This window comes from Pedobacter frigidisoli (assembly GCF_032678525.1).
GTDB lineage: Bacteria > Bacteroidota > Bacteroidia > Sphingobacteriales > Sphingobacteriaceae > Pedobacter > Pedobacter frigidisoli_A.
Window position 1 is genome coordinate 156,032 of sequence record NZ_JAVTSE010000008.1, and the last position, 20,102, is coordinate 176,133.

Consider the following 20,102-nt stretch of genomic DNA (forward strand, 5'->3'; position numbering starts at 1 on the left):
TATGAGCTTTCAAAATATATATCAGGGTAAAAAGGTATTGATCACTGGGCATACAGGATTCAAAGGATCCTGGATGGCCATTTGGTTGAAAGAATTGGGTGCAGATGTTTATGGTTATGCTTTAGCACCTCAATCCGAAATGGATAATTTTGTTATTTGCAATCTGGAATTTCAGCTTAATCATTTCGAAGGCGACGTGAGGGATGGCAAAACACTGAAAGAATATTTTCAAAAAGTCCAGCCTGATTTCGCTTTTCATTTAGCAGCACAGCCCTTAGTATTGTTGTCTTATCAAGATCCGATAGGAACTTTTGACACCAATTTAATGGGCACAGTAAACTTCTGGGAAGCAGTTAGGGCAACACCATCTGTAAAAGCAGCGGTTAATGTAACTACAGATAAGTGTTATGATAATAAGGAATGGGTTTGGGGTTATCGTGAGAATGATCCAATGGGCGGTAAAGATCCATATAGTGCATCTAAAGGTTGTTCGGAACTGATTACGAGTTCTTATTTGGAGTCCTTTTTCAAAGCCGAAGGAACATGTAATATTGCTTCTGCGAGAGCGGGTAATGTAATCGGAGGAGGAGATTGGGCATTAGATAGAATAATACCAGACTACTTCAGGGCATTCAAAAAGGAAGAGAAGCTAGAAGTTCGTAATCCCTATGCTACAAGACCTTGGCAACATGTGTTGGAGCCATTGAGTGGTTATCTGAATTTAGCAGCGGAACTTTTCATGAATGGCAAGGAATTTAGTGGAGGATGGAATTTTGGGCCCGAAGATGTAACCAATTATTCTGTAAAGGAACTAATTGATGAGATCTTGATTTTAGATAGTAGAGGTGGGTATACTATACCTGAAGGTACTGTTAAACTTCATGAAGCAGTGTTATTAAAATTAGACATCTCTAAAGCAGCCAATTTCTTGAAATGGAAACCAGTTTTGAGCTTTAAGGAAACAGTTGATTTCACTCTAAAAGGTTACATGGACGATTTGGAAGGAGGAAGTAACATTTTATCTTTAAGGACAAACCAGATAAATCAGTACACTAAGGCGGCATTAGGCAAGACCATAATTTGGGCATTATAATGGAAATAAAAGAAACTCCCTTCCACGATTTATATATCATGGATTATAAAAGTTTTGTTGATAACAGGGGTGAGTTTGTAAAGACAATCCACAAAGAAACATTTCAGGCTAAAGATTTGGATTATAACTTTGCCGAAAGTTTCTATTCTGTCTCTAACAAAGATGTAATTCGGGGAATGCACTATCAGGTACCTCCGGAAGATCATTCAAAACTAGTATACGTGGTTACTGGTGCAATCATAGATGTCGTTTTGGATATTCGAAAGGATTCCGAAACCTTCGGAAGTTTTTTTTTCGCAGAGCTTTCAGCGAAAAATAGAAAGGGGATATATATTGGGAAGGGATTTGCCCATGGATTCTTGTCACTAGAAGACAACACTACTGTAGAATACCATACTTCTACTTCTCAAAGCAGAGAGTGTGAAGCAGGTATTAAATTTGATTCTTTTGGATATGAATGGGAAGTTCAAAACCCAATTTTATCAGATCGTGATCTAAGTTTTGAAACATTTTCTAATATAAAAAGCCCTTTTTAAATAATGAAAGCCTTTATCGTTGGAGCTTCAGGACTAGTAGGTTCTCATTGCATGTCTGTGTTTAAAGAACATAACTGGGAGGTCTTAGGTTCGCATTTAAGTTTTGCAACTGAACACACAGTTCCTTTCAATTTCTTGGAAGATGATTTAGAAAAACTGTTTGCTTCACACAGTTTTTATCCAGATGTGATTATTCACTGCGCCGCTTTAACAAATGTTGATTATTGTGAAAATAACGTGGATGAAAGCTATGAAAAAACTGTTTTACCAACTGAAAAAATAGTTGACTACTGCAGGCTGAAAAATGTTGGATTAGCATTTATTTCAACAGACTATGTTTTTGACGGTACGAGTGGACCGTATCGTGAAGATGCCAAAGTTAATCCGTTAAATGTTTATGGAAAACATAAATTAGAATGTGAAAGATTAGTCTCCACGTTGGATAAAAACCTTGTCTTGCGCGTAACAAATGTCTATGGAGAAGAGGTTCGGTCAAAAAACTTTATCGCAAGACTAATTTCAGATTTACAAAATAATGTTTCTAAAGACCTTAACTTGCCGTTTGATCAGTTTGCTACGCCTATATATGCCCGCGACATTGCCACAATGACTTTAATGCTAGTTGAGGATAACAAAAAGGGAATCTATCACTTAGCAGGAAATGACTATTACAATAGATATCAGTTAGCGGCAAAGGTTGGCAGTTATTTCTCCGGCAACAATCTTCATCTGAAGCCGGTTAAAACTTCTCAATCTAATCAAGCAGCGGTTAGACCACTGTACGGAGGATTATTAAATATTAAATTTTTAGGAGAATATCCACAATTTACATTTGAAAATGTAGATTCTTTTATTTTTAAAGTAACAAAACATGAATTATAAACACTTTAACGGAGCGTTACAGGAAGAATTGTCTGCAATAGCTGCCAAAAATGCAAAGAGGGAAATAGTCCCCGGTCAAGATTACATCGCTGTAACTGGTAAGGTAATGGATCAAGATGATCTTTTATTAGGTGTTGACTCGATGTTGGACGGCTGGTTAACTGCTGGTCGGTTCGCAACCGAATTTGAATATGAATTTGCAAAATATTTTGGGGCAACAAAAGCATTGTTGGTCAATTCTGGTTCTTCGGCAAACCTAGTAGCATTTTATACACTTACATCCCCTAAACTTGGGGACAGAGCCATTAAGCCGGGCGATGAGGTTATTACTGTAGCCGCTGGTTTCCCGACCACTGTAAATCCAATTGTCCAAGCAGGAGCTATTCCAGTTTTTATTGATGTTGATATTGCGACACACAATGTTAAGCCAGATATGATTGAAGCTGCTGTATCTCCGAAAACAAAAGCAATTATGATTGCCCATTCACTAGGTAATCCATTTGATTTAGAAGAGGTAATGCGAGTTGCTAAAAAATATAATCTTTGGGTGATTGAAGATGACTGTGATTCACTCGGAGCCACTTACAAAGGCAAGAAAACCGGTACCTTTGGAGATTTATCTACCTTTTCATTTTATCCAGCTCACCACATTACAATGGGTGAAGGTGGTGCTGTTGTCATAAATAACCCTGAACTGGCTAAGATTGCGGAAAGTTTCAGAGATTGGGGTAGAGATTGTTACTGCCTACCTGGTAAGGATGATACTTGCGGTTGCCGTTTCGGGCAGCAGTTAGGATCACTTCCATATGGCTATGACCATAAATATACCTACAGCCATGTTGGTTTTAATTTGAAAGTTACTGATATGCAAGCTGCTTTGGGAGTTTCACAATTGAAGAAAGTAGACTACTTTATTCAAAGACGTCGTGAAAACTACACAGCTCTTTATACTAGGATGAAAGAATTTGAGGATGTATTTATTTTACCGGAAGCAACGCCGGAATCCGATCCATCTTGGTTTGGGTTTCTGATGACATTAAGAGAAGGAGATTCTAATGACCGACATATGCTTGTACAACACTTGGAGGAAAACAAGATTGGAACTAGGTTACTATTTGCAGGTAATCTACTAAGGCAACCAGCATATGCAAATGTTGAACATAGAGTTGTCGGCGATCTAACAAATACTGATATCATTATGAATCAATCATTTTGGCTAGGTGTCTGGCCTGGTTTGAATGAGGGGCATTATGATTATATTACAGATGTAATTCGTTCTTATATCCAAGGTTAGTAAGTTATGATGGCGTCCAACTACCCAAACGTTGGCGCCATTTTCAATTTTTTACAATTAAGTTATAAACTTATAAATTAAATGCATATTAAAATAAGTAAGGTGGATGTCGTTTGGAGTTATTTAGCGCAAATGCTTAACTATGGTGCGGGGCTACTCTTATTACCTATAATATTGCATACGCTACCTACATCGCATTTGGCGATATGGTATATTTTTCTCGCTATAAATGCCGCTATTAATTTACTAGATTTTGGTTTTCAGCCAAATTTAATGCGGAATATGTCCTATGTGATGGCAGGCGCAAAACGATTATCTTCAGGGACCATTGATAATTTTGATACCTCCCCAACTATAAATTGGCCATTGTTTTGGTCGCTGGTGTACACTGCGAAAAAAATATATCAGCTAATTTCAGTAATTGTTTTTGTTATCCTGATTACTTTAGGTACATATTATATTTACAGTGTCACTTCAAATTTGCCTGATCAGAGCTATCTGGTGGAGTGTTGGGTACTATATTTGTCAATTTCTGTTATTAACTTTTATTATTATTATTTCAATCCGCTTTTACTTGGAAGAGGTTTAGTAAAAGAATACAATCTCGTGGTGATAATAACCAAATCTACCAATTTGATTTTAAGCTTTGTAGCTTTACAGTTTGGTTTGGGATTAATGGGGATTGTGTTAGCCTTATTTTTATCAACAATAGTAGATCGCTATTTTGCAGGAAAATATTTTTATCACGAGCTCAATAATAATAAATATAATAGATCTGAATTAACAAACTTGTTTCATGTTTTGTGGGGGAACTCTTGGCGCTTGGGGATAGTAACCTTAGGAACATTCTTTATACTTAGAGCAAACCTTTTTTTGGTGTCGAAATATCTCTCCTTAGCGGAAGCGGCAAGTTATGGCTTAAGCCTTCAGTTAGTTACAACACTAGTATCATTCGGAACAATTTTTTTTACAGCACATATTCCCAAGATAAATATGGATAGGCTTAAATCAAATAATGATCAAATTAAAACTGTTGTAGGACAAAGTCTATTGATAAGTTGGGTTTTGTATATAATAGGAGCCGCTTTTCTCATATTTTTCGGCAATATTGCATTGTCACTAATTCATAGCAAAACTGAATTAATCGCACAAAGTAATCTAATATTTTTATGTATTATTTTGTTTCTAGAGATGAATCATTCTTTATTTGCAACCTTAATAACTACGAAGAATACAGTTCCCTTTGTTAAGCCAGCGATAATTTCAGGTGTACTAGTTGTTTTGTTTTCTTACATATCGTTACAATTTTTAGCCCTTGGAATGTTTGGTGTTTTGTCTTCTCAATTTATTGTACAAGCAGCCTATAATAACTGGAAATGGCCATACGTCAGCCTAAAAGACTTAAATAGTAATCTTTTACAACTGGTTATTTCTCCCTTTACAAACAAAAAAAAATAAAAACTTGATCAACGATAACTTAACCATTGCGATTCCAGTATTTGAGAGAGATGATTTTTTCGAAATGGCAATCACTAGTGCTATAAATCAAACTGTTCAATGTAAGATAATAGTAGTAGATAATAATTCCTCACACAATCGATTTAAAGAATATGTAGAAAGTCTAAATTTGCACAATTTGACATATTTCAAGAATGAGGAAAACCTTGGAATGATTGGTAATTGGAATCGTTGTATAGAACTATGCTCGACTGAATATCTAAGTATTCTACACGATGATGATATTCTTCATCTACAATTTGTCGAAGCAATAGGCCGCATCGATAAAAATTGGGATATCTTATTCAGCCAAAGTGAAGTTAGGAAAAATCCAAGTAGTAAATTTACGGATAAGATAAACTTAGATAAATTTAAAGTGAAGGGGGTAACTTCCGACGCGTTTGTATTTGGAAATTTCAATTATGCACCAGGGACTGTATTCAAAGTCAGTTCAGCCAAACTATTAGGCGGGTTTTCAAATGAATATGGGTATATTCTGGATTTTCATATGTGGATAAAGTTCACCGCTCGGTTTAAAGCAATTTATACAACAAGCATTTTATCATTTTATCGGGAGTCTGAGATTCAAGGTACCCGAACTCTCTATAAGGACATGATTCTGAATACTTACAGGATTATGAAATTGGTCCCTCGATACAATAATTCAAAAATAATGAGGTTTCTCTCAGACTATTTAATTTTTAGTGGCGGGCTGGATATTCATTTGTTGACCGAAGAAAATAAAACTAAAGATATAAATATTGAATTCAAGGATTGTCCGCAATTCCTAAATGACTATAGGCGTTTTGGTTGGTTTTACAGGTTTAAAATTTTAAGCCTCCCTTTGAGAAAGGGGTTAAAAGAAATATTTAAAATGTACCTAAATTCTTGATAATGCAAATTAACTCGATTTTTTATTATAAATTTTTGTTTTTGGTGGTCATCAAGGGGTATTATATATGAAATTAGCTGCAATTGTAATACTTTATTACCCAGATAAAGGTCTATTTGATAGATTGCAAACATATCATCCATGGATAGATAAATTATACATAATTAATAATTCAGAAAGTATCCAGACTTTGTCGATGGCAGGAATTCAGAATTATCTGATACTTCATGAGGGGAGTAATTTAGGAATTGCCGCTGCATTAAATCTTGCTTGCAAGAAAGCTTTAGACGATGGGTTCGATAAGTTATTGACCATGGATCAGGATAGCTCTTTCCTTGATGGTGACTTCAAATTGTTTAAGTCAATCGCTACTGAATTAAATTGGCATGATATAGCCTCCTTGTCCCCTTTGCAGGCAGAGGACTCTTACGTAGAGCGAAATGATGAAGTAAATGCTAATGACGTAACTGAATGTATGACATCCGGCTCAATCTTGAATCTTACCAAATTTGAGGTTTTGGGCCGCTTTGATGAAAATTTATTCATAGATCATGTAGATCATGATTATTGCTATAACGCTTTAGAAAATGGTCTGCGTATATTAGTAACGAAAAAACTAAAGTTGGTACATTCCTTGGGAGATAAGGCAACATTTAGATTTTTTAACTATAGACTTCATTACGTTTCCCACTCGCCATTGCGTGTTTATTATTTTATTAGAAATGGATATTATATAGCTAAAAAACATCCTAAATTTGCTCAGAAAATAAAACGTCTAATTCGAAGAGAAATTCTTAAATCTCTTTTATTTGAAAATGAAAGGTCAAAATACGTTAAGTTTATAATGCAAGCTCTAAAAGATTATTCGAACAATAAGCTAGGCAAGTATAAAGGTTAGTTATGGTGATTGAAATATTTTCTAAATCCAATTAAATGCTAAAAATTAATGATTTAAAGATTAAGTTGGTTGGAGGCATGCTATGCTTATGCTTTTTGCTGATGAGCTTTGGGTTTTCCATTACCGGTGGAGAAGGTAAATTAGCAATATCCAATCTCGTTCAAGTAATGACTATAGTCTCACTTATTTCAGCAGGATTTTTAAGATTATTTGATTTAAAAATCTTGTTTATGTTTTTTTTCCTAACCTTTATAGGCATACTTAATAGTTTCTTTTGTTACAACTTTCCGGGAAAGCCATTAGTGATTGTTTTCATGTTATTTTCGGTTGCTTTTCTACTACTTTCCTATAGGTTTCTTACAAATTGTGTATCTCAGAAATTATTTGAATCAACTGTACGCTATCTTATACTTCTTTCAGTCCCTATATATTTAATATTAGGATATTTAGACTATAAAGAAGGTTTGACGATGATATCTTATGGCATGGATGACAAATCACATGCAACAATCATATTATGTTTCTGTTCATTTATATCATTAACTGTTTTTAAGAAGGGGGCGTATTTGTTATCCTTTTTCTTTATTTTCCTATCTATTTTCACAACATCTCGCTTAACTGTTGTCTTCTTCCCTTTCCTAATATTTGCGATGTTTTATAAGATAAAACGAGATAGCGGCATAAAGATGATGGTGTTTGTTGCGTTATTTCTTTTAGTGCCAGCTGTAGTTTATCTTATTATTATCCTTTTAAAAAACAGTGATTCATTTTTACTTTTTCAACGAGTATCGTCATCAGATTCTATAAATGATGACTCTTCCTCTGCACATTCGATGTTAATTGCCAAAGGAATTGAATTAAAACTTGAAAGCTGGAACAACTTTTTATTTGGTATTTCCCCCGGGGCATTTTCGGACGTGCTTATTCGAAGTGATATTGACTATTCAAAGATCGAATCAATTGACCCACAATTTATACAGTTTGCCCGCTTAGGTAAGGCGCCAGTACATTCTACACATATTGCGTTTTTTAGTGAATATTCCCTGCCAATTTTTATCTTTTATGTATTTGGAATATTTCGGATTACAAAAGAGCTATATCTCAACAAACTGTTTATCGACTTGCTATTTTGGTTTGGATTTTTGGCTTCGATAACGTTTTACAGTTCGCACAATAAAATGTATTTCTATGTAGTGTTAGTTTACCTGTGTGTACGAATTTTTTATAAAAAGGAATTTTCCAAAGAAACATCTTCAATAACCGAAGAAATATATGCATGATAAAAAGGAATTTGAACAAACTGTTTCAGTCTGTCTAGCTACTTACAATGGCGAAAAATACATCGCTGCGCAATTAAAATCTATCTTAGATCAATTGCCCGATACAGCTGAAGTAATAATTTCAGACGATGGTTCTAAAGATAGGACAATAGAAATTGTAAGATCGTTTAACGATCCAAGGGTTTCTATTAAAAAGAATACAGGGAAAAGTGGACCAATAGGGAATTTCGAAAATGCGTTGAGTTTTGCTAAGGGAGATATAATATTTCTCTCTGACCAGGATGATGTTTGGATGCCTAATAAACTTGCTGATCATATGAAAGGACATCAAGAGCATGATCTTGTCATTTCTGATGCCGTAGTTGTTGATGAAACAGGTAATATACTTTTTGATTCATTTTTTATTCAAAGGAAATCTAGAGCAGGGCTCTTCAATAACTTATTGAAAAACTCTTATATCGGATGCTGTATGTCTTTTAAAAGGCGAATTTTGCTGATTTCTCTTCCATTTCCGGCATCAATACATATGCATGATTGGTGGATTGGTCTTATAGCAGAACGGTTTGGGACCGTAATGTTTCTTAATTCGAAAACATTACGTTACCTTAGACATGATAACAATGCTTCTCAAACACTGGTTAAAAAACTCCCTGTAAAAGACCAGATTAAAAATAGAATTAATCTTCTATATAATTTATTTATGCTAAAAAATTAAAAGTGAAAGTTGCGATATTAATACCTACATTAAATGCTGGTAACAGCTGGGAAATGTTGCTGGATTCTATAGAAAAGCAAGATTTAGTAGTTGACAAAAAGATAATTATTGATTCGGGATCCAGTGATGACACAACTAAAATTGCCTTAGCACATGGATATGAATTGTTAACAATCAATAAATCCGATTTCGATCATGGTTATGCACGGCAGCTTCTTGCCGAAGCGGCAAAAGATTGTGATTTATTAGTTTATCTTACACAAGATTGTATTCTTAGTGGGGATCAGTCTTTAAAAAACCTACTAAATGCTTTCGAAGATGAGTCAATAGGAATAGCATATGGTAGGCAACTTCCACACATAGGAGCTAAGACAATAGAAACGCATGCTCGGCTGTTTAACTATACGACACAATCTAAGGTTAAGCAGTTAAGTGATAAGGAACAATTGGGGATTAAAACTGCTTCCTGCTCCAATTCTTACGCTGCCTACCGAAAAAGAGCACTCGATTCTGTTGGTGGGTTTCCAAGTCATACTATTTTCGCGGAGGATGTAATTGTCGGAGGCCAGTTATTAATTAAAGGTTGGAAAATTGCTTACGTGGCGGAAGCCGAAGTATATCACTCACATGATTACACAGTAAAGGAGGAATTTAATAGATACTTTGATATTGGTGTGTTTCATTCTACAAATCGATGGCTACTCGATGAGTTTGGATCAGCCGGGGGGGAAGGTCTGAAATATCTTAAGTCGGAATTAAATTACGTGGTAAAGAATAATCCCTTAGTATTGCCAAAGATGATTTTGTCTATTGGGGCGAAATTCTTAGGCTACAAGCTTGGGATGATGCATGATAAGCTGTCTCCGAAACAAAGAAGAGCATATTCAATGCATAAAAAATATTGGGACAAAATTGAAAAAAATAGATGAATCATATAATATTTGGCGGTTCTGGTTTTATTGGAACTCATCTGAAAAGATATATAAATGAAACTTTAGCTTTGAAGGATAAAGTTTATAGTTTTGACTTGAAAAAGAAGGTTAGTGATGGATTTGAAATAGTAGATATCCGGCAGCCTATTAATGTTGTTATTGACGAAGTAAAAGACAGCATTATCTACAATTTAGCTGCCGTGCATACGACCCCTGGCCACCCTGATCATGAGTATTTCGAGGCCAATATTTTTGGAGCACAAAATGTATGTGATTTCGCAAGAAAGAATAATATTCAAACTATTGTTTTCACCAGTTCAATTGCACCATATGGTGCATCCGAAGATTATAAAACTGAAGATACATTGCCAATGCCTAACACGCCGTATGGCATTTCCAAACTTACGGCAGAATACATCCATAAGCTGTGGCAGGGAGAAGATCCTCAAAATCGAAAACTGATCATTGTTCGTCCTGGTGTTGTGTTTGGCATGCAGGAGGGTGGGAATTTCACGAGGTTATATAACTCATTAAAGAAAGGTTTTTTCTTTTACCCTGGAAGGAAGGATACGATAAAAGCAAGTGTCTACGTAAAGGACGTTGCCCGTATTTTATATGAAGCCGCACAACAAGAGAATCCTGGGCACGTTACATTCAATCTAACCTATTTCCCTGCTCCCACTATTGAGGAGATATGTGAAACTATGGCTGAAGCTACGGATGTTAAAGCGCCTAAAATTTTAGTGCCTGGGTGGGCCTTAAAATCTGCTGCTGGAGGAGCATATTTCGGTGCAAGGTCATTGGGTAAAAAAATTAGTGGTATTCATCCCGACCGCGTAAAAAAACTAATGATATCTACGAATATATCGGGTGAAAAATTAAGTAAATCTCATTATAAATTACAATTTACTTTAAAAGATGCATTGTCTGATTGGTATAACGACTGTGGTCAAAAGGGGCTTTATTAAGTCCTACGTGTTTAAGTTGTAATCGCTATTCATAAAACAATTTTGAAAAGGCTGACTTTTAAGTTAGCCTTTTTTTGCTATCTACTGATTGAGTACTGTGTTCTACTGTTCATTAATGTTCAGTGACTAAGTTTGAATCATCGCTCGAAAAGCCTTACATTCATACATTATTAACAATTTTTATATTGGTAATCATTATTTAACTTTGTAGAGATGATTTGGGCATTAATTTTGTTCATAATAAACTTAGTGCAAACAATAATTTAAAATATCTGTTATAAAGCGCACTCACGGCCTATGCAAACACGTTACCTATTCATATTAAAATACATACTACCAGTTACTGACCTATTAATGGTGAACCTGGTATATTTTTTAGCCTTCCAATTTACGGGCTATCTGGGGAAAACCCTTAGCTCTGAATTACAATGGCACTACGTGGTCGTTTGCAATTTGATCTGGATTGTGAGCACAACAAGTTTTGGGTTGTATACAGAATATGGATCCAGAAGGATAGAGCGCATATATCGAGGAACCTGGAAAAGCGTAGTACTACATGCAGTCCTATTTGCTGTTTATTTGTTCTTCTCAAAACAAAACGAATTTTCAAGGTCATTCCTGGTGATCTTTTATGGGATGCTTGGTATTTTGTTCCTTGTGAATCGTTTCATTGGGACTTCCTTCCAGTTTTTATTGTTTAATCATTTGAGGGGTGTTAAGTCTGTGGCAATTCTCGGTAATAATGCTACTGGTGTACAGTTGGCAGGATATTTTGAAAAACAGAGATATATTGAGTTTCATGGTTTCATTAATGATGTACCCGAGCAGTATCGGGATCGGGATGGACAACTATCCGAGGCCGTAGGTAAGCAATTTAAGCAAGCTGTAGATAAGGGCATTAAAGATATTTACGTAACCATTGCACCAGAACGTATGGGAGATATGCTGTTACTAACAGAGGAAGCGGAGCGGCAATGTGTCCGTTTAAAATTCATCCCGGATATCAGCGGTGCGCTTTTGTCGCCATATACCGTGAGTTATTTGGGTAATGAGTTTCCAGTAATATCATTACGATCAGAGCCTTTAGAAAAAATTCATAACCGATTTAAGAAACGGGTAATCGATGTAGTTTTTAGTGGAATGGTAATACTGTTTGTGTTGAGCTGGTTATACCCAATCATTGCGCTATTAATTAAACTACAGAGCAAAGGACCGGTTTTATTTAAGCAATTGCGAAGTGGCCGTGATGATGAACCTTTCTGGTGTTTCAAATTTAGAAGTATGCGCATGAATGCAGATAGCGATAAAAGACAAGCCAGTAAGAACGATGATCGCATTACACCAATCGGCAAGTTTTTAAGGAAATCTAGTCTGGATGAATTACCGCAATTTTTCAATGTATTTATGGGGCACATGAGTGTGGTTGGGCCACGTCCGCATATGCTAAGCCATACAGAACAGTATAAAGGAATTGTAGACCAATTTATGGTTCGTCACTTTTTAAAGCCAGGCATAACAGGCTGGGCGCAGGTGAATGGCTACCGAGGTGAAACTAAAGAAGATTATAAAATGGTAAAACGCGTGGAGCATGACATCTGGTACCTGGAGAACTGGTCGGCCATGCTTGATGTGAAGATCATCTTTATGACCGTGATCAATATGGTAAAAGGTGAGGAGAATGCTTTTTAGTCGTTAATATTATATAAAATTAAATCCCGCATGTGCGGGATTTTTTTTTACACTCGATTACTGTCTCTTTATCCTAATTTTCTGTTTCCCGTATAATTTCCGTTCTTTTGTAACCGGTACATAAATAATATCCATGAAAAAATTCTTACTACTCGTTCTTTTGGCTTTCTCGATCAGCAGATTAAATGCACAATCTCAGTATCAGCCTTATTCTTATCAGTTTTATCAGAAGTTAGGCGCAGAAATCTATAATCCGGAAATGCGTTTTCATAGTTCCTTAAAGCCTTTTTTTATTGATGATAGTTTGATCAGAGATAAAGCCAGTATGTTATTAAGCTATAACGGAGATTCGAGCCGTAAATCATGGGGTGGACGTAAGCTTTGGCAGGAACACCTGATACAGGTAGAAAAAGAAGACTTTTCGGTCTATGCAGATTTCCTTCCTGATTTTCAAATCGGCAGGGATGCATCCGGTAAGAAGAATACATACTTAAACACCAGGGGATACCAGATTGGCGGTACGGTAGGGAAGAAGTTTTCATTCTACACTAGTGGGTATGAAAATCAGGGTCGCTTTGCGGATTACTATCGGGGATATGTAAATCAAACGGGCATCGTACCTGGTCAATCTTATAACAGAATAGGTGGTAAATATGGCCAGGGTTATAATCCATCCATTAATCCATTAACAGCAGACTGGTCATATGTAACCGCAACACTTTCTTATACGCCGATAAAATATCTAAATGTAACCGCTGGTTACGATAAAACGTTCATCGGCGATGGATATCGTTCGATGTTGTTGTCTGATTTTTCTTCACCTGCACCATTTTTGAAATTAACCGGTAATTTGGGCAATGTACAATACATGGCCATGTGGACAATGATGGAAGACCCCGGATCAGAGAAGTTATCTTATGATGCAGGTTTCCGGAAGAAAGGTGGCGTATTCCATTATTTAGACTGGAATGTAAATAACCGCCTAAGCATCGGTTTCTTTGATTCGATTATCTGGGCGCAATTCGACGACGAAGGAAACAGGAGAGGTTTCGATTGGGGCTATGCTAATCCGATTATTTTTTTACGTCCTGTTGAAGCATCTAGTGGCTCACCGGATAATGCCCTGATTGGTTTTACGGGAAAATATAAAGTTTCTAAAGAACTGGTGGCTTACGGCCAGTTTTCACTGGATGAGTTTCAGGCAAAAGAGTTCTTCTCTTCTGAAGGCAGTTCACGAAATAAATACGGCTGGCAGCTGGGTGTGAGAGGTGCTGATGTTTTCAAGATTTCAGGTTTGAATTATTTATTGGAGTATAACACTGCTAAGCCGTATACCTATTCATCCAGAACCCGTATTGGAAATTATGCGAATTATGATGAGCCTTTAGCACACCCGCTCGGTGCAAACTTCAGGGAAGTAGTAGGCCTGTTAAATTATTCCTACAAACGTTTTGATTTCAGCGGCGAATTGATGTATGCTAAATATGGTTTAGATGAATCAGGCGCAAACTATGGTAAGAACATCTTTACACCCTACACGGATGCCGTTCAGCAAAATGGAAATTACACCACCCAGGGCATCAGAACAGATCTGGTTTATTTGGAAGGAAAAGTGGCTTACGTAGTGAACCCTAAATACAACCTGCGTTTAGAACTAGGTGGTATTGTAAGAAGGGAAAGCAATAGCTTGAGTAAACAGAATACCGGCATCATCACTTTCGGTTTACGCAGTTCATTCAGAAACTTGTATACCGACTTTTAGTCACTTTTACTAATTCAACATTTTATCAATCATTTAAATTTAATATGAAAATAGCCGTAATAGGTACAGGATATGTAGGTTTGGTTACAGGAACCTGCCTTGCAGAGACTGGTAACGACGTGATTTGTGTAGACATTAACGAAAGTAAGGTGAAAAAGATGCAGGATGGGGAAGTGCCCATTTATGAACCTGGTTTGGATTTACTTTTTCACCGCAACATTGCGCAGGGCAGGCTTACTTTTACTACCAACCTGGCTGATGCGGTAGCGGCTGCACAGATTATTTTCATGGCATTGCCAACGCCTCCGGGTGGGGATGGTGCAGCAGATTTGTCTTTTATATTGGGTGCTGCCAAAGACATTTCAAAACTGATTACAGAATATAAAATTATCGTAAACAAATCGACAGTTCCGGTGGGGACTGCAGATAAAGTAAAAGCGGTATTTGAAGCCCACAGCAACATTGAAGTGGATGTGGTATCGAATCCGGAGTTTTTACGTGAAGGGGTAGCGGTGGATGACTTCATGAAACCTGATCGTGTAGTTTTAGGTACCAGAAGTGAAAAAGCCAAAAAGCTGATGACTGAACTTTACGGTCCTTATGTGCGCCAGGGAAACCCAATCTTGTTTATGGATGAACGTTCTTCCGAGCTGACCAAATATGCAGCCAACTCCTTCCTGGCCACAAAAATTACCTTTATGAATGAGGTGGCTAATTTATGTGAGCTGGTAGGGGCAGATGTAGATGCCGTGAGAAAAGGCATCGGTTCTGATGAGCGAATTGGCAAAAGGTTCCTTTTCCCGGGGGTAGGTTACGGAGGCTCTTGTTTTCCTAAAGATGTGCAGGCACTAGTAAAATCATCTGATGATTATGAATACGATTTCCAAATCCTGAAATCGGTGATGGAAGTGAACGAGAGACAAAAGACCATATTGGTAGATAAGGTTTTAAAATATTATAAAGGGAACGTACAGGGCAAACATTTTGCATTATGGGGACTGGCATTTAAACCGGAAACCGACGATATCCGAGAGGCTCCTGCCTTATACATCATTGATGCCTTGGTAAAAAATGGTGCTACAGTTACGGTATTTGATCCGGAAGCCATGGAGAATGTTCAGGCGGTAATTGGTGATAAAGTGAACTATTCGCAAAGCCAGTATGATGCTTTGGAAGGTGCAGACGCACTTTTGATCGCTACCGAATGGTCGGTATTCCGTAATCCGGATTTCGAAAAGATCGATCAGATTTTAAAGAATAAGGTGATTTTCGATGGCCGTAATTTATACGATTTACAGAAGATGATTGACCTGGGTTATTATTATAATAGCATTGGCCGTAAACTGATTGATTAACATGGCGCGCAAAAGAATATTAATAACAGGAGCTGCGGGATTTTTAGGCTCGCATCTATGCGACCGCTTTATTGCGGAAGACTACCATGTGATTGGTATGGATAACCTGATTACAGGTGATCTGGCCAATATTGAGCATTTGTTCAAACTGGAGAACTTTGAGTTTTATAATCATGATGTTTCCAGGTTTGTACACATTCCCGGAAGCTTAGATTATATCCTTCATTTTGCTTCACCGGCAAGTCCGATTGATTACCTGAAGATTCCGATCCAGACCTTAAAGGTAGGATCGTTAGGCACCCACAATTTGCTTGGCTTAGCGAGAGCGAAGAAAGCGAGGATGCTGATTGCCTCCACTTCAGAAATTTATGGCGACCCGAATGTAAACCCTCAGCCAGAGGAATACTGGGGCAATGTGAATCCGGTGGGTCCGCGTGGGGTATATGATGAAGCGAAACGTTTCCAGGAAGCCATTACGATGGCCTATCATACCTTTCATGGGGTAGAAACCCGCATCGTGAGAATCTTCAATACCTACGGACCACGCATGCGACTGAATGACGGTCGCGTATTGCCTGCTTTTATCGGTCAGGCTTTAAGAGGTGAAGATTTAACGGTATTCGGCGATGGCAGTCAGACGAGATCCTTCTGTTATGTAGATGATTTGATTGAAGGGATTTTCCGCCTCCTGATGAGCGATTATGCACAACCGGTAAACATCGGTAACCCGGATGAGATTACCATCCAGCAGTTCTGCCAGGAAATCATCAAACTAACTGGCACGAATCAGAAGATTGTGTACAAGGAACTTCCGCAAGACGACCCGAAACAACGCAGACCAGACATTACCAAAGCAAAAGCCATTCTGGGCTGGGAGCCCAAGGTAGGGCGTGCTGAAGGATTAAAAATTACCTATGATTATTTCCGGTCTTTACCTCCTGAAGCCCTGGAGAAAATAGAGCACAAAGATTTTACCATTTTTAATAAATAATTGCCTCCTTCCCGGGCAACCGGGAAGGAGGTTCTGTTTTTACCCCACCAACGTATTCGTTACCCTTTTTGTCCCTACTTTCTTAACCGCACTCACAATCGCATCTTTATCATAACCGCACTCTGCCCATAGCTCTGGTTGCTCACCATGTTCAATGAACTGATCGGGTATACCTAAACGCACCACATTGGCGCTATACTGGTGATCGGCCATAAACTCAATTACTGCTGAGCCCATACCACCTGGCAATGAACCATCTTCTACAGTAATTACCTGTTTAAATTTAGAGAAAACCTCATGAAGCATTTGCTCATCTAGAGGTTTTACGAAACGCATATCGTAATGTGCCGGATATAAACCTTCGCTGTTTAATTCAGCGGTAGCTTCTACGGCAAAGTTCCCTACGTGACCAAGGGTCAGAATAGCGACTTCCTCACCATCTGAGATTTTGCGGCCTTTACCGATTTCCAGCGCTTTGAAAGGACGTTTCCAGTCGGGCATCACACCATTACCACGAGGGTAGCGGATCACGAATGGGCCGATGTTGTCCTGCTGGGCAGTGTACATCAGGTTACGCAGCTCTTCCTCGTTCATTGGTGAAGATACAATCAGGTTCGGGATGCAGCGCATGTAAGAAATGTCGTATGCACCATGGTGGGTTGCACCATCAGCGCCTGCTAAACCTGCACGGTCTAAACAGAACACCACGTTCAGCTTTTGAATGGCTACATCATGGATCACCTGATCATAGGCACGTTGCATAAAGCTGGAGTAAATATTACAGAAAGGTACCAGTCCCTGCGTGGCTAAACCAGCAGAAAAAGTGACAGCATGCTGCTCGGCAATACCCACATCAAATGCCCGTTTAGGCATGGCCTTCATCATAATATTTAAAGAAGAACCTGAAGGCATGGCAGGGGTAATCCCTACAATTTTAGCGTTGGCTTCGGCAAGCTCGACCATCGTGTGGCCAAACACATCCTGGTATTTAGGAGGCTGAGGCTTATCGGGAATGCTTTTCTTGATTTCGCCGGTAATTTTATCGAACAAACCTGGCGCGTGCCATTTGGTCTGGTCTTTTTCAGCAAGAGCGAATCCTTTTCCTTTTACGGTTACGCAGTGTAATAGTTTAGGTCCAGGTATCGCAGATAAATCTTTGATCGTTTGCGCGAGGCGTTTCACATCGTGCCCGTCAACCGGACCGAAATAACGGAAGTTTAGCGCTTCGAAGAGGTTACTTTGTTTAAGCAAAGTCCCTTTGATGCTTTTTTCTATTTTCTTCACGTACTTATGTGCATTGGGGCCCAGTTTAGAAAGGCCTGCTAGTACGGTGGAGATATCATCCCTGAACCGGTTATACGATTTAGAGATGGTAATGCTGGTTAAATATTCTTTTAAGGCGCCTACATTAGGGTCGATAGACATGCAGTTATCGTTTAAGATTACCAGCACATTGCTGTTTTCGATCCCGGCGTGATTGAGTCCCTCAAATGCAAGTCCGGCGGTCATGGCACCATCGCCAATGATGGCTACATGTTGCCTGTCGGTTTCCCCTTTAAGCTGAGAAGCTACAGCCATACCCAGCGCAGCCGAGATGGAAGTGGAGGAGTGACCTACACCAAAGGTATCGTATTCACTTTCAGAAATTTTAGGGAAACCACTGATGCCTTTGTAAACGCGGTTGGTATGGAACAAATCGCGTCGGCCGGTCAGGATTTTATGTCCATAGGCCTGGTGACCAACATCCCACACTACTTTATCGTAAGGCGTGTTTAATGCATAGTGTAAGGCTACCGTTAGCTCCACAACACCTAAGCTGGCACCGAAATGGCCGCCATTCACACTCACGATATCAATAATGTATTGACGTAACTCTTGGCTAATTTGCACTAAGTCTTCTTCACTATACTGCTTTAAATCAGCGGGATAGTTAATGGTAGATAATAGGGGGCCAGCTTTAACTTGCATTCAGTATTATAGTAAAAAACAAGATACAAAGTAAGGTATTTTTGAGGGAAATCAGAAGAAAAATCGTACGGTGTGTATGCAAAGTTCAGGATGCTGAATTTGACGCTTAGTTCCGATGACCCTTTGCTTCCATTTCTTGATCAACATTATTATTTTTGGTAACTACAACGTTACATGCAGCCTGTTCATCGATACAATATTCGGTTAAGTAAATTGAATTAGCACCTTTATCATATCAAAAATTTAAAACCAATGTTATGAGAAACAGCCTATTTTTATTTTTAATTCTGATAGCACTTGCATCCTGCAAGAAAGATAGCGATTCAACAGATACCAGTACTGTGGCAGGGTCGACGACCGGAACCGAAGCTGCGACCCTCAACTGTTCAGGAACAGTTGTTGAAAAGATTGTTTGTGCCTCGAGCAGTTTTATTAATTCCTTGAGTACCTCACAGCAAAATACAACGGTTTTGACCTATAATTCTACAAATGCCATTAAATGGTCAAACCTGCCGTGCGGTTCTCAGTGTCGTGTGGGTATTCAGCTTAGTACGCTCACCACTGCTCAACTATCCTATGCGAAAGCGGTAGTTAAAGCCGCGATGGGAACCATAACCGGCACAGGCTATGATCAGGCGATGCAAATTTTAGCTGCTGATGATGTGCTTGGAACGAAGCAGTCAGGTTATTCTTCCGGCACCTATTTTATATCATTCCTAGGTACGCCAAGTGCAACAGGCACCTGGCAACTGCAGTTCGGTGGTCACCACCTTGCAGTAAACCTCACTTTCAAAGCTGGCGCAGTTGTTGGCGCGTCCCCATTTTTTATTGGTGTTGAGCCGAAGACCTGGACGGCTGGTTCAACGACCTATGCACCTTTAAAGAATAATCAGGCAACCATGGCGGCAATGCTTGCATCGCTCAGCTCTACTCAGTTGGTTTCAGCAAAATTAAGCAGTACTTTCAGTGATGTGGTTTTAGGCCCCGGTTCTGATGGAAAGTTTCCAAGTACCAAACTTGGTCTGAAGGTGAGTACGTTGAGCACCGATCAAAAGGCACTTGTACTTTCTGCAATAAAGCCATGGATTCAAAACGTGGATGATGCAACCGCGGCGAGCCTGCTTGCAACCTATACAACAGAGCTCGATAACACTTATATCTCGTTTTCGGGTAACGCCACACTGGCAAACAATGCAGATTATGTAAGAATAGATGGGCCGAGCGTTTGGATCGAATTTGTTTGTCAGAGTGGGGTTGTCTATCAAAACGAAATCCATTACCATAGCATCTACCGAGACCATACAAGGGATTACGGAGGCAGCTTCAGTTTTTAATTTTGATAGTGGTTAG

Annotated in this window: 17 protein-coding genes; 16 read left to right on the forward strand and 1 reads right to left on the reverse strand. The window is 38.5% G+C overall.

Annotated elements, in window-relative coordinates:
• Position 1: 1 nt before the first annotated feature.
• The 15 genes from rfbG to R2Q80_RS19540 all read left to right on the forward strand — a co-directional run bounded on the left by rfbG (position 2) and on the right by R2Q80_RS19540 (position 16,784).
• A complete protein-coding gene (gene rfbG, locus R2Q80_RS19470) occupies positions 2-1,093 on the forward strand; it encodes a CDP-glucose 4,6-dehydratase (RefSeq protein WP_316801204.1) in 1,092 nt (363 codons plus the stop codon).
• On the forward strand, positions 1,093-1,629 hold the full coding sequence (locus tag R2Q80_RS19475) for a dTDP-4-dehydrorhamnose 3,5-epimerase family protein (RefSeq protein ID WP_316801205.1): 537 nt from the start codon (positions 1,093-1,095) through the stop codon (positions 1,627-1,629). Before rfbG ends, R2Q80_RS19475 begins: the two co-directional genes overlap by 1 nt.
• 3 nt (positions 1,630-1,632) lie before the next feature.
• The gene (locus R2Q80_RS19480) at positions 1,633-2,511 is read left to right on the forward strand and encodes an SDR family oxidoreductase (protein WP_316801206.1); all 879 of its coding nucleotides are present in this window, start codon (positions 1,633-1,635) and stop codon (positions 2,509-2,511) included.
• Positions 2,501-3,805: a lipopolysaccharide biosynthesis protein RfbH gene (gene rfbH, locus R2Q80_RS19485; RefSeq protein WP_316801207.1), complete on the forward strand. Its 1,305-nt coding sequence runs from the start codon at positions 2,501-2,503 to the stop codon at positions 3,803-3,805. Before R2Q80_RS19480 ends, rfbH begins: the two co-directional genes overlap by 11 nt.
• 81 nt (positions 3,806-3,886) lie before the next feature.
• Positions 3,887-5,263 (forward strand): O-unit flippase-like protein, encoded by a 1,377-nt coding sequence (gene wzx / locus R2Q80_RS19490; RefSeq protein WP_316801208.1) that lies wholly within the window; start codon positions 3,887-3,889, stop codon positions 5,261-5,263.
• 4 nt (positions 5,264-5,267) lie between these two features.
• Positions 5,268-6,194 (forward strand): glycosyltransferase family 2 protein, encoded by a 927-nt coding sequence (locus tag R2Q80_RS19495; protein WP_316801209.1) that lies wholly within the window; start codon positions 5,268-5,270, stop codon positions 6,192-6,194.
• Positions 6,195-6,261: 67 nt separating this feature from the next.
• Positions 6,262-7,092: a hypothetical protein gene (locus tag R2Q80_RS19500; protein WP_316801210.1), complete on the forward strand. Its 831-nt coding sequence runs from the start codon at positions 6,262-6,264 to the stop codon at positions 7,090-7,092.
• A gap of 35 nt (positions 7,093-7,127) precedes the next feature.
• The gene (locus tag R2Q80_RS19505) at positions 7,128-8,372 is read left to right on the forward strand and encodes a hypothetical protein (protein ID WP_316801211.1); all 1,245 of its coding nucleotides are present in this window, start codon (positions 7,128-7,130) and stop codon (positions 8,370-8,372) included.
• Positions 8,365-9,087 (forward strand): glycosyltransferase family 2 protein, encoded by a 723-nt coding sequence (locus tag R2Q80_RS19510; protein WP_316801212.1) that lies wholly within the window; start codon positions 8,365-8,367, stop codon positions 9,085-9,087. Before R2Q80_RS19505 ends, R2Q80_RS19510 begins: the two co-directional genes overlap by 8 nt.
• Positions 9,088-9,089: 2 nt before the next feature.
• Positions 9,090-10,016 carry a glycosyltransferase gene (locus R2Q80_RS19515; protein WP_316801213.1) on the forward strand — a complete coding sequence of 309 codons (927 nt, stop codon included), beginning with the start codon at positions 9,090-9,092 and terminating at the stop codon, positions 10,014-10,016.
• Complete coding sequence (locus R2Q80_RS19520) at positions 10,013-10,987, forward strand: NAD(P)-dependent oxidoreductase (protein WP_316801214.1); 975 nt, start codon at positions 10,013-10,015, stop codon at positions 10,985-10,987. Before R2Q80_RS19515 ends, R2Q80_RS19520 begins: the two co-directional genes overlap by 4 nt.
• 297 nt (positions 10,988-11,284) lie before the next feature.
• Positions 11,285-12,676, forward strand: coding sequence for an undecaprenyl-phosphate glucose phosphotransferase (locus R2Q80_RS19525; protein WP_316801215.1), 1,392 nt, complete (start codon positions 11,285-11,287; stop codon positions 12,674-12,676).
• A gap of 133 nt (positions 12,677-12,809) precedes the next feature.
• A complete protein-coding gene (locus tag R2Q80_RS19530; protein WP_316801216.1) occupies positions 12,810-14,438 on the forward strand; it encodes a gliding motility protein RemB in 1,629 nt (542 codons plus the stop codon).
• 44 nt (positions 14,439-14,482) lie between these two features.
• Positions 14,483-15,793: a UDP-glucose dehydrogenase family protein gene (locus R2Q80_RS19535; protein ID WP_047800794.1), complete on the forward strand. Its 1,311-nt coding sequence runs from the start codon at positions 14,483-14,485 to the stop codon at positions 15,791-15,793.
• A 1-nt stretch (position 15,794) separates the two neighbouring features.
• On the forward strand, positions 15,795-16,784 hold the full coding sequence (locus R2Q80_RS19540) for a UDP-glucuronic acid decarboxylase family protein (protein WP_316801217.1): 990 nt from the start codon (positions 15,795-15,797) through the stop codon (positions 16,782-16,784).
• Positions 16,785-16,823: 39 nt separating this feature from the next.
• On the opposite strand, the gene dxs is transcribed toward R2Q80_RS19540, so the two are convergent.
• A complete protein-coding gene (gene dxs, locus R2Q80_RS19545; RefSeq protein WP_316801218.1) occupies positions 16,824-18,752 on the reverse strand; it encodes a 1-deoxy-D-xylulose-5-phosphate synthase in 1,929 nt (642 codons plus the stop codon).
• Between the two features lie 257 nt (positions 18,753-19,009).
• On the opposite strand from dxs, the gene R2Q80_RS19550 reads away from it, so the two are divergent.
• Positions 19,010-20,086, forward strand: a complete 1,077-nt coding sequence (locus tag R2Q80_RS19550; protein WP_316801219.1) for a DUF3500 domain-containing protein — start codon at positions 19,010-19,012, stop codon at positions 20,084-20,086.
• Positions 20,087-20,102: the final 16 nt, after the last annotated feature.